The organism is Natronomonas salinimetallica (genome assembly GCF_013839515.1).
Classification (GTDB): Archaea; Halobacteriota; Halobacteria; order Halobacteriales; family Haloarculaceae; genus Natronomonas.
This window is the reverse complement of sequence record NZ_JACDNQ010000006.1, coordinates 111423-128067: the sequence shown is the minus strand read 5'-3', so window position 1 is coordinate 128067 and position 16645 is coordinate 111423. Positions and strand designations below refer to the sequence as shown.

Sequence of the window (16645 nt, the reverse complement as noted above, 5' to 3'; positions counted from 1 at the left end):
ATCTAACTTCCAGATTGATGGGGCAAACAGTATAGATGTACCGCGCGACACAGCTGACGCTGGAGAACCGTCAATATCCTTTGAGCAGACTGGCGTCTTCGATCAAGGCGCTACGGACATAGATACGGCTACGATTGTTATTGAAGCAAGTGATAGCGTGAACTTTGCTGACGGTGATGGCAATATTGCCGTTTCTCTTGGGAACAACGCACCGTTCGCGAACAATGGTCAAGTAGCGATAAATAGTAACAACAACATCGAAATCACCCTCACCGCGGACGGGTCCCAGAATGATGTTGACCCAGGGACAGTGACTGTCACCGGGGCTGAAATTGACACTGCCGCAAACACAGTGGCTGATGTTAACGCTGATGTTACTATCACAACGACCGGAACTGGGACGACCCAGGCATCAGATACGTTCGCCGATGTGATCAATGTTCAGACCGCCTCGCCTGGCACTCTTGACGGCTCATCCGTCAGCGTGAACCCTGACACAGAAGGTCAGAACTCTGAGTTCACTGCTACGGCAACTGTCGATAGCATCCCTGGCTCATCGATCGCCCAGCAGGGTGGCAACTTCCAGCGGATGACCGTTACGTTCGACAGCGTTAATTTCCCGAACGCAAACGGTGACCTCAGCGGCGCAACGGTCGACACTGTGGAGGTTGGCACTACGGACATCACCTCCGGTGTCGCCATCACTCAATCACAAAATGAGATCGAAATCACGGATAACGGTGCCGCACAGGCACTTACTGCAGGCGATCAAGTTTCGGTGACTGTTTCGCCCGCAGTTAATCCTGATGCGGCTACCTATACTGCAGACATCGATCTCGCAGACTCGAACGGCAATGTTGACGAAGACACTGCTGACCTGACGACGACCGGCACCACTACCGGCGCTAACGTCAACTTCGATAACGGCCCGAGCTCGTCCATCTACCAAGGACAGGACGTCGTCATCACTGGCAGCGACATCTCCAGCGGTAACGACTATGTCCTTCGCGAGGTCGACTCCTTCGACACTGGGACGGTCGAATCCAGCTCACAGGTCGAAGATCTGACCCTCTACCAGGCTGACGGTACTGGCAGCAGCGCTGAGCTTCCGGCCTTCGCGGACGGGACGCTCAACAGCAACGAGTACTTCCTCGTCGCTGACACGGACGACCTTGACGAAGGCGACTACTTCGTCCGTGGCGGCAACCTCCCGACCAACCCTGACGAGGGCGACACCTTCGAAGTCGTCCTGCAGGACCTCTCGATCGAGTTCAACGAGGACGACACCCCCGTCACTGACGAGGGTGACGACGCCATCGCAGAACTCGAGATCGACTCCAACCGGAACAACTACGACGCCAACATTTCGGCTGATGGCGATCTCGACGAGGGCGAACTCGCACAGGTCTTCATCACGTCGGCAAACATCCAAAACTCCAACGTTGACAGCATCGCGACTGACAGCGCTGGTAACCAAGACTTCACCGCTGCTGCCGTTACTGACGCGATCGTCAACAACGCCACCAGCGCGGTCACAACCAACCGCGACGACAATCTCCAAGTCAGCACCGGAACGCTGGTTACTGTCTCCGACAACAGCGGAACCAACCGGCAGGTGTCGGTCGGAAACCTGCTCGGTAGTGCGCTGAATCCGTTCAACGCCCTTGTCTACGACTCCGACGAGGAAGACGCCGGCGAGAAGATTGTCCTGCGACAGATCAGCAACCCCGAACACGATGTGAGCTTCGCTGACATCGACGACGCCGAGTACAACGTCACCGTTGACGGTGACGACACGGAAGCGACCGACTCGACGACCATCCAAGTCAACGAGCAGGATGCCTCCGTCGACTTCGGCGACAGCACACTCACCCAGACCGCCGGTGACGTCGTTCGCGTCTCCGCCGATCTGGAGGATACTGACGGAACCTACGTCCAGTTCGGCAGTGAGAGCTCCGACTTCGTCGACATCCTCTACCTCGAGGATGACGACGACGACAACAACGTCGAGTTCTATCTCAACACTCGGACGATCGGCACCGACGCGCCGACCGAACAGGTGCTGTACTCCGAGGACGACATCGCCGAGAGTCTCATCACCAGCGGCTTCGACAACACCGGTGGCTTCACCGGTCCGTTCGATGGTAGTGAGGAACTCGACGCGCCGCGGTTCACTGACGGCGACAGCACGAGCGATAGTCTGTTCAGTCCGAACCAGAATCCGACCGACAAAGAGCGCTTCCAGGCCTACCTGGAGGAGCTCGACACGCTGGATCAGGCCAGTGACGATCCGAAGGATCAGCTGATCCGTCCGATCCAGCCGACGGACTACGACATGACCGCGACGACGAACGATTACTTCTACGCTGACAGCGGCGAATCCAGCGTGGAGGACGAGGACGGCTTCTCGACGCTCAACCTCGAGCAGCCGACCCTCGGCGAGACCAACGTCTGGGTTGGTCCCGAGGAGAACGCTGACGAATACGACACGATCCAAGAGCTCGTCGAGGAGTCCCCGCTCACGCAGAGCGAGGAGGTCGCCCTTGACGACAAACTCGTCGTCCAGATCGAGGCCTCCGGCCTCTACGGCCACATGGTGGCCCTCAACGACGGCGACTTCGATCCGGTCATCCCGGACGAAGAGGAGAACTTCGATGGCGACATTCTCGACCAGCTCGCGCTCAACGCTGAGGGCGGACAGGCTGGCGAGGGTATCACGCTGACCTTCGAGAACGAGGACGACATCGGCAACCAAGGCGCAAACGAGATCGACCTCACGCAGAGCTCGAGTGACGTGAACGTGCTCGTCGACAACGAGAACGGCGAGCTCTACATCATCGCTGATACGGACTCCGAGCCGTTCACCGGTGACCTGAACGCGGGCGACACCTACGAAGTCAGCCTCGAATACGAGACTGACGGCGAGGATCGCTTCGAGTTCGCCGGTGACAGTGGCGGTGTCAACAGCAACACTGACACCCAGTTCGGTCCGTTCGGCTCCGCCGCTGACGGGACTCTGACCGACGGCGACGAAGCCTACCCGTACTTCGCAGCTGATGGCGGCGCCATCACGAGCGCTTCCTTCAACTTCGAGGCACGCTCGGCTACGTTCGACAACCTGAACGAGGACGACGAAGTCGTCATCTCGGCGGCTAACGAGACGACGATCACGGGAACGACGAACGTCGCCCCCGGCTCCGACGCGACGGTTCGCGTCCGCCAGCGCGGCGAGACCGAGAGCTTCCTGAACACGCAGGACGTCGACATCAGTGAGGACGGCACCTTCGAGGCCACGATGGACTTCAGTGACCGCGAAGAGGGCGACCTCGCAGAGGTCGACTTCCGAGTCAGCGGAAGCTCGATCCAGTCCGCCGACGGTGTCTTCGGCGAGATGGCCGAGGAAACGCCGGAACCGACGGCGACGCCGGAACCGACGCCGGAACCGACGCCGGAACCGACGCCGGAACCGACGCCCGAGCCGACTGAAGAGCCGACGCCCGAGCCGACCGAGGAACCCGAAGGTCAGCCCGGCTTCGGCGCTGTCATCGCGCTCGTTGCGCTCCTCGGCGCTGCACTGCTGGCAGCCCGACGGAACGCATAACTCGGACACCGCGTCTGACAACTAACTGAATCCGGGCACACGCCCGATTTCAGTCCCCTTTGCGGTGCGGTGCTGTGCGGTGCTGTGCGGTGCTGTGCTGTGCTGTGCTGTGCGGTTTCGCGGTGCGGCTTTCATTTTTCACGACGCGACGTCCCGAGAGCGCCAGCGCCGGCGCTTGATGGCCCGGAAACATACCTCACCACGTCACCAGTGCCAGCGCGCTCCGCTCCCGACGTCTCTTTATACTGTCGGACGTAACTACTTGAATCGAAAATCTCTGAGCGTCGTGTTACAGTACGGTTTCGTCTATCTAAACGATTCAGGTATTCACGAAATTACGTCCGACAGTATTAGAAGGGCTTCTCCAGCGAATCCACAGCCCGCCCGATCAGTCCGTCTGACGCTCGATCGATCGGATGTGTATCTCAAGCGACGCGAGTACGAGCAGTTCCCAGCCGTAGTTTTTGAAATTGAGCGGGCGTCGATGTCGGGGCAGCAGCCGGTCGATGTCGACCCACTTGACGAGTCCGCGCCGATCCAACGACGCGAGTAACTCCTCGACTAACGACCGGAGCTGGGGGTTGTGCCGGAGTGCGTTGTTCTTATCGAAGTGCATCAGTGCCGGGTGCCGGAGGTCGACGCTGAGCTGTTGGATGCCATAGGGAAGGACGACCTTCCTGAGCCACTGGAGTTTCTGTCGCCACGCCGGGGCGGTGATCGGCAGGCCGTTGGTCCGCGCCGTCGGCAACTCGAACAGCGATGGATGCCTCTCGAGGAGGAGACGCTCGTAGACGTCCTGGCCGACCCGCATTTCGTCGGGGATGTTGAACGCGAAGTGTAGCCACGCTGGATCGGTGAAGGGCGTCTTCTCGTGGGGGTCGGTGTGGGTATCGATGTAGTGTTGTTGTCGGATGCCGTAATCGAGTTGCTCCTCGTAGCGGAGCGTCGCGGGGTCACACAGCGGCTCGTCGGGGAGGACGGATCGGGGGTCGAACTCGGGGGCGGTGAGGTTGTCGTGTTGGTAGTTCAATTCGAGAAACGAGTCGATGGCGTCGGCCCACGACTCGACCGAGGGGTCGAGGTGTGCGCCACCGCTTTCGCCACCGAGGTAGCCACTCCAGAGATAGCAGGGCGTCTCGGTGGCGGCGTCGACCTCCTCGAAGAACGACTGGAGGACGCCGTTGTCGCCGAACAGTGACGACGGGGTGGCCTGCGTTCGAGCCTCTCGGATCAGCCCGTCGACGGTCCAGTCGTACTCCCCCGGCGTGAGATCGATCCGGTGGTGGTCGACGCCCGCGGCCTTGGCGACCCGTGGAGCGATCTCGTAATTGAATCCACCTGGCGTTCCATAGGTGACACACCGGATGTCTGCGGGGTCGACGCGCTCTATCAACTCCGCGAGGATCGTTCTGGAGTCGTAGCCGGCGGATAGCGGGACGACGTGAACCGCATCGGGTTCGACATCGGCGAGCGAGCGGTCGAACGCCGTCTCCAGTGCTTGTTTTCCCCGCGAGAGCAGCGCCGCTGTGGACGCGACGTCGATAGAATCGCCCGTGACCGCGTAGATCCACTCCGGGATGTCGACCCCGTCGATGACGTACCGATAGCCCAGAAACGAGTTGCGTTTGGTGTCGTCGGTGTACCACCGGTCAGCGGAATCCATTGTGCGACGCTCCGGCGTGGGGCCACTAATGCGTTGTCTAATCCGGCCATTCGAGCCAGCTTCACCCAGTACACGCCGAGCGGCTCTCTCCGATCGCTCCGGCGCAGCCGCTGCTTGGGGCACTCGAGGCGGCGGGCTTCGAGACGTGAGGTGAACGCGGAGGACTCCCGAGCGTTGGCGTCACTTCGTCGGGGGCCGAACGGACGCCTCCGAGTCCGCCTGTGCCCGCCACAGCGCCGCGTACTCGCCGTCGGCGTCGAGCAACTCCCCGTGGGTCCCCGACTCGACGATCTCGCCGTCGTCCATGACGACGATCCTATCGGCGTCCCTGATCGTCGAGAGCCGGTGGGCGATGACGAAGGCGGTCCGGTCGGCGATGAGCCGATCCAGGCTCGTTTGGATGAGTTCCTCCGTCTCGGTGTCCACGTCGGAGGTCGCCTCGTCGAAGACGATGATCGAGGGGTCATTGAGCAGCGCGCGGGCGATGGCGAGCCGCTGACGCTGGCCGCCGGAGAGTTTCACGCCGCGCTCGCCGACGAGCGTGTCGTAGCCCTCCGGCAGTTCGTCGATGAACTCGTGGGCTTCGGCCGCCTGTGCGGCCCTGACGATCCGATCGCGGGCGTCCCCGTCGGGGACGCGTTCGCCCTTCCACTCGGCCTCCAGTACCTCGTGGTCGCCGTAGGCGATGTTCTCGGCGACGGTCCCCGAGAACAGATAGGGGTTCTGTTCGACGATCGCGATCCCCTCTCTGAGCGCCCGGAGGCTGTATTCGCGGACGTCGACGCCGTCGACGCGAACGGCTCCCGAGTCGACGTCGTGAAACCGGGCCAACAGTTTCAACAGCGTCGATTTCCCCGCGCCGGTCGGCCCCGCCAGCCCGACCGTCGTCCCCGCGGGCACGTCGAGTGAGACGTCCCGGATTACGGGCTCGCGGTCGCCGTAGCCGAAGGTCACGTCCTCGAAGGCGACGTCGCCGCGTACGCGCTCTGGAGCGTGTGGGTCCGCCAGTTCGGTCACCGTCGGCTCCTCGCCGAGCAGCCCGAAGACGCGCTCGGCGCTCGATTTCGCGAGCTGGTATTTGTTCGCCGACTTTCCGACCCGGCGCATCGGCGAGTACAGCCGGCGGAGATACAAAAAAAACAGCGCGAACGCGCCGGCCGACAGGGCACCGGGATCGCCGAGGATGATGTCCGTCCCGCCGATGAAGAGCGCGAGCACGAAGACGATCCCGGTCGTCAGCCGCAGGGACGCAAAGAACGCCCGCCGGATGCGCAGCGCCGCCACCTTCTCGTCGTGGTAGGTCTGGCTGTGTTCTGCGACCCGGTCGCGCTCGAAGGCGTGGCGGTTGAACGCCTTGATGACCGCGGTGCCGCCGAGGTTGTTTTCGAGGCGCGTGTTCAGCCGAGCCACCGTCTCCCGGATGGATTTGTATCGCGGTTCGATCCACCTGAGAAAGAGCCCGCTCGCGAGGCCGATGATCGGGACCGGCGCGAGCGCGACGAGCGCGAGTTTCGGCGAGTACGTCCAGAGGACGACGGAGATCCCGCCGACGGTCGCGATGACACGGATCAACTGACGGAATTCGGTGTTGAGAAACTGCTCCAGGCGGTTGATGTCGCTGTTGAGGATCGACATCATCCCGCCGGTCTGATGTGAGACGAAAAAGTCCATCGAGAGGTGCTGGAGGTGGTCGTAGGTGTCGTTGCGGAGGTCCCGTTGAACCTTCTGGGCGGTGGACTGGAGGAGGTATCGGGAGGCAAACCGGGTCACAGAGCGGAGGAGATACGCCACCACCGCGATGACGACGAGCCGCTCTAAAAGCGCGATCCGGGCGGCCTCGCCGGCGATCTCTCCGCCGGGGACGATCCCCGCGTTGGCCAGGAGCCCCGGCTCACCGGACTGTAACACGACCCGGTCGATCGCCGTTGCGACGATGATGGGCGGCACGAGGCGGGCGAACCGCGTCAGAAAGGAGGTACACACGCCGACGCTCAATCGCAGCCAGTAGGGCCGCGCGTAGGCCAGAAGGCTCCGGATCGGGTGTCCATCGAGGCTCTCGCGGATGTCCTCGAAGCCCCCCTGGTCGTCGGACATACCGATCGTTATCGGCGCGCCCACAAATGTTCCCTGTTCGCGGCCGGTGCTGTCGAGTCTCGGCGTCTGGATGCCGCCCGAGGCCGTCTTCGCCTCCATGCACCCGGCGATACCGACGTCGAGCGATTCGCACGCCGGTGTTGCGATCGCGTCACGAGCGGATAGCCGGCAGCATCAGTCCCGACCCGACACCGCGTCTTCGACGTGTGCGACGGCTTCCGCCGGCGTCGAGACGCGCTCGAACCCGTCGAGGCCGGGATCGCCCGCTTTCAGGCCCGCGACCGGCCGGCCGAAATCCAGCGCGTGGCCGATCTCCGAGAGGGTCCCGGCCGCACCGTCGATCGCGATCGCGGCCTCACCGTTGCGGACCACGAGGACGTTTCGAGCGTTGCCGAGGCCGGTGGCTATCGGCGTCGTCACCCACTCGTTGGCCGCCTCGGGGTCCCCGCCCGGAAGGATCCCGATCGTCTCCGCGCCGGACGCCGCCGCGCCCTCACAGGCCGCCGCCATGACGCCACCCAATCCGCCGCAGACGACGGTATGGCCGCGCTCGCCGAGCAGACGACCGACCCGGTGTGCGTGTTCGTGCGTCCGTGTACCGACGCTCGATCCGCCGATGACGGCGACTCGCATGGCCGGAGATCACGCCCGCCGAAAGATAAAACGGCCGTTCACACCGCATCCTGGATGATTCCGAGGGCCTCCTCGCGCTCGTCCCACTCGAGGAACACCGCGATCGACGTCGCGCTCGTGATCAAATCCTGGACGTTGATGTGCTTGTCCGCGAGCGGGGCGATGATCTCCTGGAGGATCCCGGACTGGTTGGGGAGTTCGCCGCCGGTGATCCGGATGACGGCGATGTCGTCGTCGACGGTCACGCTCGAAAGTTCGTCGAGGTCGATGACCGCCTGGTGGAGGACGGTCTCGGCGCGCTCGGCGACGTCCGAGTCGACGTAAAACGACACCGAGTCCATCCCGCTTGCGACGGCGTCGACGTTGATATCGGCGTCGGCGAGGACGGCGGAGAGATCCGAGAGGACGCCGGGGGAGTTCCTGATCGCCCGTCCGGCGGCGGTCAGACACGCCAGCGGCTCCTCGCGCATGTCGATGAGGTTCTCGAACTGTCCCTCTATCGTGGTGCCGCCGTGCAGCAAGTCGCCGTGTTGGTAGTGGGCGACCCGGACGGTCATCTCTCCGGTCTTGTAGGAGAGCGCCGACGGCGCGACGACCTCCGCTCCGCGGAACGAGAGGTTCCGGAGTTCGTCGACGGTGATCTCACCGACGTTGCGCGCACCCTCGACGACCCGTGGGTCGCCGGTCATGACGCCCTCGACGTCGGTGATGATGACGACCTCGTCGGCGCTCATGTAGTTGCCGAGCATGACGGCCGTCGTATCGGATCCGCCACGGCCGAGCGTCGTCACGTTGCCCGCGTGATCCTGTGCGAGAAAGCCGGTGAGAACGGGGACGTACCCCTCGGCGGCCATGTCCGCGGCGAGTTGTTTCGCGCGCCGTTGGGTCTCCTCGACGTCGACTTGACCGTGTTCGTCGGTGATGACGGGCCACTCCTCGGTACCGGGTTCGAGGAACTTCGCGTCGATCCCGCGGGCCCCGAGGGCGGCTTTCAGCATCCGGACGGAGGTCCGCTCGCCCATCGAGACGATCTCCGCCTCGTCGGCCTCGTCGGCTTCGAAGGTGATCGCATCGAGCAGGAAGTCGGTCGTCGATCCCATCGCGCTCGCGACGACGGCGACCTCGTGGCCCTCGTTGACCGCGGCCGCGATCGAGTCGGCGGCCCGGTTGACCCGGTCGCCGTTCCCGAGGCTCGTTCCACCGAACTTGGCGACTACGCGCATTCTCTCACCTGCTGACCCGTGTGGTAGCTCATACCCCCCGTTGCCGGTCGTGGGAAATAACGGTGTTCATATCCCCCGCAGGACGGATCATCGTTCCCTCCCTGAGTTTCTCGGGACCGAAACCGGTTCGAGTCCGTCTCTCACCAAACGTTAATTGTCCCGAGCGCGTTACGATGTCGCATGAACGTACGGGACGCCGTCGAGGCCGACGCCGAGCGGCTGGCGGCGCTGACCGGGTCGCCGACGGACGTAATGCGGAATCTCATCCACGACCGGACCGTCCGCGTCGCCGACGACGACGGGGCGGTCGAGGGGTTCGTCAGCTATGACGCCGAGAGCTCGACGGTTCACGTGACACAACTGGAGGGCGACGCCGAGCTGTGTGAGACGCTGCTCTCGGAGCCGACGCGGTTCGCCGCCCGCGAGGACATGAACGTCGAACTGTTGGCGATGGAGGCCGACGACGTGACGCAGGCGGCCGCCGAACGCGCGGCGTTCGAGCGCTGTGGTCCGGGGCCGCGGTTCGACGGAACGCCGACGATCCGGTATCGGTGGAAACCGGGGTCCGAACCGGGGACGAGGGCCTGATCCGATCGCGGCTTGCGGCGACGGAAACGCCTATACGGTCGGCACTCTCCCGTTCGCCCGTGGCAGGTCGCACGGAATACGAGGCGGGGGTCGCCGTCGCGGACGTGCTGCCGGCGTTCGCTGACGCGTTCCCCTTCGAGTCGTTCAACCGGATGCAAGCGGAGGCGTTGCCCGCGATCGTCGAACGCGACGACAACGTCGTCATCAGTGCGCCGACCGCGAGCGGAAAGACGGCGCTCGCGGAAGCGGCCATCTCCCGAACGCTCGATGCCGGCGGTACCGCGCTGTTTTTGGCACCGCTTCGGGCGCTGACCAACGAGAAGGAGGCCGAGTGGGACCGCTTCGAGGCGTTGGGATACTCCGTCTACGTCGTCACCGGCGAGCGGGATCTCAATCCCCGGCGTGCCGAGGGGGCCGATATCCTCGTGATGACGCCCGAGAAAGCCGACTCGGCGACGCGAAAGCACGATTCGCCGCGGTACGCCTTCGTCACCGACGTCGACTGCTGTGTCATCGACGAGGTCCACTTGCTCGACTCCGATCGCCGGGGGGCGGTTCTGGAAGTGACGATCTCGCGGCTCAGGCGGCTCTGTGGCCCCCGTATCGTCGCGCTCTCGGCGACGATGCGGAACGTCGGCGACGTGGCCGGGTGGCTCGACGCCCCCGAGGCGTGCACCTTCCGGTTCGGCGAGGAGTACCGACCCGTCCCGCTGTCGGCGACGGTCGAAACCTATACCCACGGTGACAACGCCTTCGCCGACAAGTACCGCCGGCTCTATCGGGCCCTGGATCTCGCCCAGCCGCACGTCGAGGACGGCGGGCAGGCGCTCGTGTTCGTCGCCTCGCGACAGGACACGGTACGGGCCGCCGAGAAGGCCAGGGACGTGATCGCCGAACGCGACGTCGAGATCGGATCACGGGGGGAGTACGACTTTCACACCGACGCCCAGGAACTGAAAAACGACACGCTCCGCCAGTCAGTCGTCGACGGCGTCGGCTTTCACCACGCCGGGCTCTCCAAGGAGGACAAAGACCGTGTCGAGGACTGGTTTAAATCCGGCGAGATACAGCTGCTGTTTTCGACGTCGACGCTGGCGTGGGGCGTCAACCTCCCGGCGCGATGTGTCGTCATTCGGGATACCAAACTTCACGATCCGTTGGAGGGCGAGGTCGATATGAGCCCCCTCGATATCCTCCAGATGCTCGGCCGGGCGGGGCGGCCGGGCTACGACGACGCCGGATACGCCCACGTCGTCTGCGACGGGGCGGACGCCGATCGCTACCGCCAACTGCTCGCGGACGGCAAGCCGATCGAATCGCGGCTGGCCGGGGAACTCGACTCGCATCTGAACGCCGAGATCGCCCTCGGCGTGGTCGACGACATCGAGGACGTGATGGGATGGCTCGAGACGACGTTCTATTATGCACGCGCGGCGAGCGCCCCCGAGCAGTACGACGACGCGGAGTCGCTCAGGGAGCGGGTCTCGGCCACCCTCGAACGGCTCGTCGACGGCGGGTTCGTCGACCAGTCGGGGTTCGATATCGAGCCGACCCAACTCGGCCGTCTCACCTCGCAGTTCTATCTCCGCCTCGACACGGCGGCGTCGTTTCACGCGCTGTGTGAGCGCGCCGCCGCCGACGACGCCCCCGCCATCGACGAGTCGGCGATCCTCCGGACCGTCGCCGACGCCGCGGCGTTCGATAGCGTCTCGGCGCGGCGGGACGAACGCGAGACGTTCGGCGCGGTCCTCGGAGCCGAGGGCGACGAGCTAGAGCCCGGTAACCGGAAGGTGCTCGCCATTCTCCGGGCCGGGATGTCGGGGACGACGCCCGCCGAACTCCAGAGCGACGCGTGGGTCATCAGACAGAACGGCCTGCGGTTTCTAGCGGCGCTTCGGGCCTTCTGTGAACGCTTCGGATCCCCCCAGGATGCGAACCTCGTACGTCGGATCGAGGCCCGCGTCGAACACGGTATCAGCGCCGAGGCGGTCGGCCTCGTCGCGATCGGCGGCGTCGGCTCGGGCCGGGCGAGCAAACTCGCGGCGGCGGGGCTCGTCGATCCGACCGACGTCAGACGCGTCGGCGTCGAGGGGCTCGTCGACGCCGGGCTCTCGGCGGGGGTCGCAGAGCGGGTCGTCGAGCAAGCGATGGACCTCCCCGACGTCACAGTCGAGTGGGAGGGGATCCCCGAGTCCATCGCCTCCGGCGAGAACGCGATGGCCGAGGTGACCGTCAGAAACGAGGGGGACGGGACCCCGGTCGGGATCCGCGTGACGGTGAACGGAATCGAGATGTCGGAGACGACCCGGTATCTCGGCGAGACGACGGTCCCCGTCGGCGTCTTCGGCGGCGACGCCGAGGAACTCACCTACGAGGTAACGGTCAGCTTCTCCGAGTTGCCGCTTCGGCCCGTGAGCGACAGCCGCGTCGTCGACGTCGAGTGACGCCGTCGGCGACGGTGGCGGCATCGGTGGAGCCTGCCGGGAGGCGGCCCCAAACGATATGTAACCCCTTCGCTTCCGGTCGAGCGGACTCGTGTGGATCTTTCCCACACGACTACTTCCCCTAAAACGGGCGTTAGCAGCTGTTTCAGCCGAACTATGCCGGATACGGAACGAACGGCTGTGTCCGACGTTTCCACCCGAAACGGGGGTTTTGGGTGCCGGCACGTGCCTGATCGACGCCGGGTGGGCGGGGGTTCAACTGACGCCGGGTGGGCGGCGATTTATATACTCGCGCGACACAGGTCCCGACATGGGAACGGAGACGATCGAGACCAACGACGCCCCGCCCGCCGCCGGGGCGTACAGCCAGGCGACGACCGACGGTGACCTCGTCTTTACCGCCGGACAGATCGCGTTGACCCCCGACGGCGACTCCCTGTCGGAGGAGTCGATCGCGGTCCAGACCGAACGGGCGCTCGACAACCTCGCCGCCGTCCTGGCGGCGGCCGGAACGGACCTCGAGCACGTACTCAAGACTACCGTCTACCTCGCCGACATCGATGACTTCGAGGCGATGAACGAGGTATACGCCGACTACTTCGATGGGGAGCCGCCGGCCCGGTCGGCCCTCCAGGCGGGCGCGCTCCCGCTCGGGATGGCCGTCGAAATCGAGGCGGTCGCGACGCGGCCGTGAGCCGGCGGGGCGCTGACCCGATCCGATGCCGTTCGTGACGCCTCGCCGTCGCTCGGCGCTGCTTTGGGGCCTCGTCGGCGCGTTCTCGTTTCTCGTCGCCCACGGGGCGTACCTCCTCCTCGGCGGGACGTTCCTGGGCGTCGCCCCGATAGCGGCCGTGACCCTCGCGGTCTTTCTCGGGGCGGCCGCGAGCAGCGGCTACGCCGAGCGGTGCCTCGGTGTCGCGGGCCGGCCGATCGATGCGGGCGAGTGACACGCTCCCGCCGAACGCGAAGCCTTTAAACCGCCGACTCCGGTACGTTCTGGTGAGCCGGGATGGCCGAGTGGTAAGGCGCACGCCTGGAAAGCGTGTTCCCTCAGGGATCCGGGGTTCAAATCCCCGTCCCGGCGTTTCTGTGGTGAGACTGCTATAGTTGAATCGCGGGCCACTCGATACGCACTCTACCGGCGGTTTGGACGTGTACCGATTCAGCTGTTCACGAACGGACGTCCGGCAGTATGATACTGACGGACAAAAGAATGTACACACGACGCATGACACGCCGTTCGACGGAGCAAACGGCGGATCACTCGTGAGTCGGTTTCATTTGATTTCGTCCACCAGTATGAGCCATCGGCGAGCGATGCGTTTGTGTGGCGAGCGATGAAACGGGAGGGGGGCTACGGAAGGCGTTCCTCGAGGGAGACTTTCACGATCGACTTCGCAATCGCGAGGCCGCCCTCGATGGGATCGAGTTTCGTCTCGCCGGCGCGCTCGCGGTAGGCGATCGGATGCTCACGGACGTCGTAGCCGCGCATCAGCGGCCGGATCAGAAGCTCCGCCGAAAGCCCGGTGTTCTCGGTCCACTCGATCGATTCGACGACCTCCCGGCGGTAGGCGCGCATTCCGGTCGTGGTGTCGTGGACGCGCTCGCCCATCAGGGCGCTCGCCAACAGCGCGAAGAGGTGGTTCCCGAGCCGGTTGAACGCCGGCATCGCCTCGGCCCCGTGATAGAGCCGATCGCCGCTGACGACGTCGTGGCCGGCGTTGATGGCTTCGAGGAACTCCGGCAGCTGTTCCATCGGGTAGGTGTCGTCGCAGTCGGTAGTGACGACGACGGGCCGGTCGGGGGCGAGGATCGCCTCCCGGACCGCGACCCCGTAGCCCTGCGGAGCCTGTTCGATGACGCGGGCACCGTGCTCGCGGGCGATCTCGGGGGTCCGATCCGAGGAGCCGTCGACACAGACGACCTCGGCCTTCCCGTCGGTGATGGCCTCGATGTCGTCGAGGACCGTTCCGATCGCCGCCGCCTCGTTGTAGGTCCCCATCACGACGCTGACGTCCTCGAAGGTGTACTCGCTCGCGTCACTGGCCGAATCGACCCCAGTCGAGTCGGCCGTTTCGGCCTCGATCCCGTTCGTCGGCGGCTGTATCGAACTCATTACCACGTTTCTCTCCCGTGGGTGCTTAAGTTTTTAGGTTGACCTAAAAGACGGCTCAAAGCGACGTTCGGACGTCCTTGGCCGCCCGCAGCGCGAGCGCGGCGATCGTAAGCGTCGGGTTCACCGCGCCGCCGGTCGGGAACGCGCCGCTGGTGACGAGCCAGCAGTTCCCGAGGTCGTGGGTTCGGAGACGGGGATCGACGACGCTCTCCTCGGGGTCGGTACCCATCCGGGTGGTTCCCATGTGGTGATACGCCGGGCCGGTATCGTCGGGGCCGACCTGCCAGGTGATCTCCGCGCCGAGTTCCGAGAGGATCGCCTCCTGGACCTCGTTGGCCCGCTCGATCGTTCGCAGAGCCCGGTCGCCGACGGTCCAGTGGACGTCGGGCACGGGGTTGCCGTGGTCGTCGGTCCGGTCGGGATCGAGGCCGACGTAGCTGTCCTCGCGGGGCAGTTGCTCGACGAGCGCACCCATGCCGACGTGGGTCCCGTAGTCCTGTCTGAGCCGATCCAGCAGGTCCTCACCCCAGGTGTCGGCCGACAGCGCCGTCTCGACCGGCGAGGGGCCGCCGTAATTGAAAAATTCGAGCTTGAACGGCCCGATCTCTCCGTCGGCGTCGTCGTAGAACTGGTGGCTCTCGCTCGTGAGAAAGCCGACGTGGTTCTGTCGCGTGGGCTCCTCGAGGACGCCGCCGGTGCCGGCGAAGAGGTGATCCATGAAGTACCTGCCGACGAGGCCGCTTTCGTTCGCAAGCCCGTCGGGGTAGTGTTCGGAGTCCGAGAGCAACAACAGCCGCGGCGTCTCGACGCCACCGCAGGCGACGACGAAGGCCTCGGCCGTCTGTCTGTACTCGGTGCCGTCGGGGGTCGCGTAGACGGCCGCACGAACCCGGTCTACACCGTGTTCGAGCCGCTGGACCGGCGCGCGGTCGATCACCGTTGCGCCCTTCGATTCGGCCCGCTCGATATGGACGGTGGCGTCGTATTTCGCCCCCGCGGGACAGACCGGCTGGCAGGTCCCGTAGCCGACACAGGCCGACCGGCCGTCGTAGCGCTCGGAGTTCCGGGCGTTCGGTACCGAGTGCATGTCGATTTCGAGCGCCTCGCAGGCGTCGGCGAAGAGGCCGTCGCTGTAGGAGGGTGCGAACGCGGGCATCGGGTACGGCTCCTCGCGCGGCGGTGCGTAGGGGTTGTCGTCCGATCCGGCGACCCCGAGTTCGCGCTCGGCGGCGGCGTAGTAGGGCCGTACCTCCCCGTAGTCGATCGGCCAGTCGGGGCCGACCCCGCGTTCGCTCCCCGAGGCGAAGTCGTCCTCGTGGAGCCGCATCACCATCCCCTGCCAGTGTAGCGTCGAGCCGCCGATCCCCTTTACACGGGCGTGGTTCAGGGGATAAAACCGGTCGCCGGAGGCCGAGTGGGCGTCGCGTTCGTCGTCGCCGTCCCACACGTCCGGGCGGTCGTAGGCGGGCCGGATCGCCCGCTCTTGGCGTTCGAGGCGGTCGGCCGGATCGAACCGGGGGCCGGCGTCCAAGACGACGACCTCGTGCTCGGCCGCGAGGCGGTCGGCGACGAGCGCACCGGCCGGCCCCGCGCCGACGACACAGACGTCCGCCCCCGATACCGGTCTCCGGCCGTTCGGGGCCGAACCGCTCATTTCGGCCCCCGCCGGTAGCTCTCGGTCCCGCCGGGGTGGCCCTGGGGGTTTTCGAGGCCGACGAGTTCGCCGCCGGTCGGGGAGGCGTACAACGCGAGCAGGAGCTCGTTGACCACGTAGTATCGGACCCGTTCGGCGGTCGTTCCCTCGGGGTCCTCCTCGGCGGTATCGGCCCCGATCTCCCGGAGGAGCCGGTCGCGGTCCTCGACGGCGAGCGCGGCGAAGCGTTCGCCGTACCACGAGACGGCCCGGTCGTCGAGGGCTCCGACCGCGGCCCGGATCCCGTCGGCGTGGTCGCGGCGTCCGAGCCGTCCCTCGAGAAACCCCTCGACGAAGCCCCCGATCCCCGATACCTCGCTCGGATAGAGGACTTCCGCGGCCGCGACGAACGTCTCCCGGAGCCGCGCCTCGGCCGGCGGATCCTGCCCGGAGGCGTCCGGGCCGTCCGAACCATCCCCCCGAAGCCGGTCGACCCCGAACGCGACCGCTCCGCCGGCCCCGACCGCCGCCAGGGCGGCCGCCGCGTCCCGCCTCGTCAGTTCCATATACGTTTTAGGCAAACCTAAAGTCTTATATCCGTTGGTCCGATTCGATCGACATAAGGGCGAGAGGGACGTCCCGCCAGACGA

The 16645-nt window shown here is 65.4% G+C and carries 12 protein-coding genes and 1 tRNA gene; 6 read left to right on the top strand and 7 right to left on the bottom strand.

The window, feature by feature from the left end; translation table 11 throughout:
• Positions 1-589 precede the first annotated feature (589 nt).
• Positions 590-3601, top strand: a complete 3012-nt coding sequence (locus tag HZR14_RS06755) for a BGTF surface domain-containing protein (RefSeq protein WP_220132483.1) — start codon at positions 590-592, stop codon at positions 3599-3601.
• 388 nt (positions 3602-3989) lie between these two features.
• Here the strand turns inward: HZR14_RS06755 and HZR14_RS06750 are convergent, their stop codons facing one another.
• From HZR14_RS06750 to HZR14_RS06735, 4 genes are all read right to left on the bottom strand, one after another.
• Positions 3990-5264 (bottom strand): adenine nucleotide alpha hydrolase family protein, encoded by a 1275-nt coding sequence (locus tag HZR14_RS06750; RefSeq protein ID WP_181692104.1) that lies wholly within the window; start codon positions 5262-5264, stop codon positions 3990-3992.
• Between the two features lie 180 nt (positions 5265-5444).
• Positions 5445-7358, bottom strand: a complete 1914-nt coding sequence (locus HZR14_RS06745; protein ID WP_181692103.1) for an ABC transporter ATP-binding protein — start codon at positions 7356-7358, stop codon at positions 5445-5447.
• Positions 7359-7532: 174 nt separating this feature from the next.
• Positions 7533-7991, bottom strand: coding sequence for an SLOG cluster 4 domain-containing protein (locus HZR14_RS06740; RefSeq protein WP_181692102.1), 459 nt, complete (start codon positions 7989-7991; stop codon positions 7533-7535).
• 38 nt (positions 7992-8029) lie between these two features.
• Positions 8030-9214, bottom strand: coding sequence for an aspartate kinase (locus tag HZR14_RS06735; RefSeq protein ID WP_181692101.1), 1185 nt, complete (start codon positions 9212-9214; stop codon positions 8030-8032).
• 180 nt (positions 9215-9394) lie between these two features.
• Between HZR14_RS06735 and HZR14_RS06730 the strand changes: the two genes are divergently transcribed.
• The 5 genes from HZR14_RS06730 (at position 9395) to HZR14_RS06710 (ending at position 13330) form a co-directional block, all read left to right on the top strand.
• Positions 9395-9802, top strand: a complete 408-nt coding sequence (locus HZR14_RS06730) for a hypothetical protein (RefSeq protein ID WP_181692100.1) — start codon at positions 9395-9397, stop codon at positions 9800-9802.
• A gap of 59 nt (positions 9803-9861) precedes the next feature.
• Positions 9862-12246: a DEAD/DEAH box helicase gene (locus HZR14_RS06725; RefSeq protein WP_181692099.1), complete on the top strand. Its 2385-nt coding sequence runs from the start codon at positions 9862-9864 to the stop codon at positions 12244-12246.
• Positions 12247-12556: 310 nt separating this feature from the next.
• Entirely contained in the window at positions 12557-12940 is a 384-nt protein-coding gene (locus tag HZR14_RS06720; RefSeq protein WP_181692098.1) for a Rid family detoxifying hydrolase, read from the top strand.
• Between the two features lie 25 nt (positions 12941-12965).
• Positions 12966-13193 carry a DUF7981 family protein gene (locus tag HZR14_RS06715; RefSeq protein WP_181692097.1) on the top strand — a complete coding sequence of 76 codons (228 nt, stop codon included), beginning with the start codon at positions 12966-12968 and terminating at the stop codon, positions 13191-13193.
• A 56-nt stretch (positions 13194-13249) separates the two neighbouring features.
• Positions 13250-13330 (top strand) — tRNA-Ser (locus HZR14_RS06710).
• Between the two features lie 270 nt (positions 13331-13600).
• On the opposite strand, the gene HZR14_RS06705 is transcribed toward HZR14_RS06710, so the two are convergent.
• From HZR14_RS06705 to HZR14_RS06695, 3 genes are read right to left on the bottom strand one after another with little or no spacing between them, the layout of a single operon-like run.
• On the bottom strand, positions 13601-14362 hold the full coding sequence (locus HZR14_RS06705; protein ID WP_181692096.1) for a dolichyl-phosphate hexose transferase: 762 nt from the start codon (positions 14360-14362) through the stop codon (positions 13601-13603).
• Between the two features lie 55 nt (positions 14363-14417).
• Entirely contained in the window at positions 14418-16016 is a 1599-nt protein-coding gene (locus HZR14_RS06700; RefSeq protein WP_181692095.1) for a GMC family oxidoreductase, read from the bottom strand.
• Positions 16013-16561 carry a gluconate 2-dehydrogenase subunit 3 family protein gene (locus tag HZR14_RS06695; protein ID WP_181692094.1) on the bottom strand — a complete coding sequence of 183 codons (549 nt, stop codon included), beginning with the start codon at positions 16559-16561 and terminating at the stop codon, positions 16013-16015. The genes HZR14_RS06700 and HZR14_RS06695 overlap by 4 nt, the downstream gene beginning before the upstream one ends.
• Positions 16562-16645: the final 84 nt, after the last annotated feature.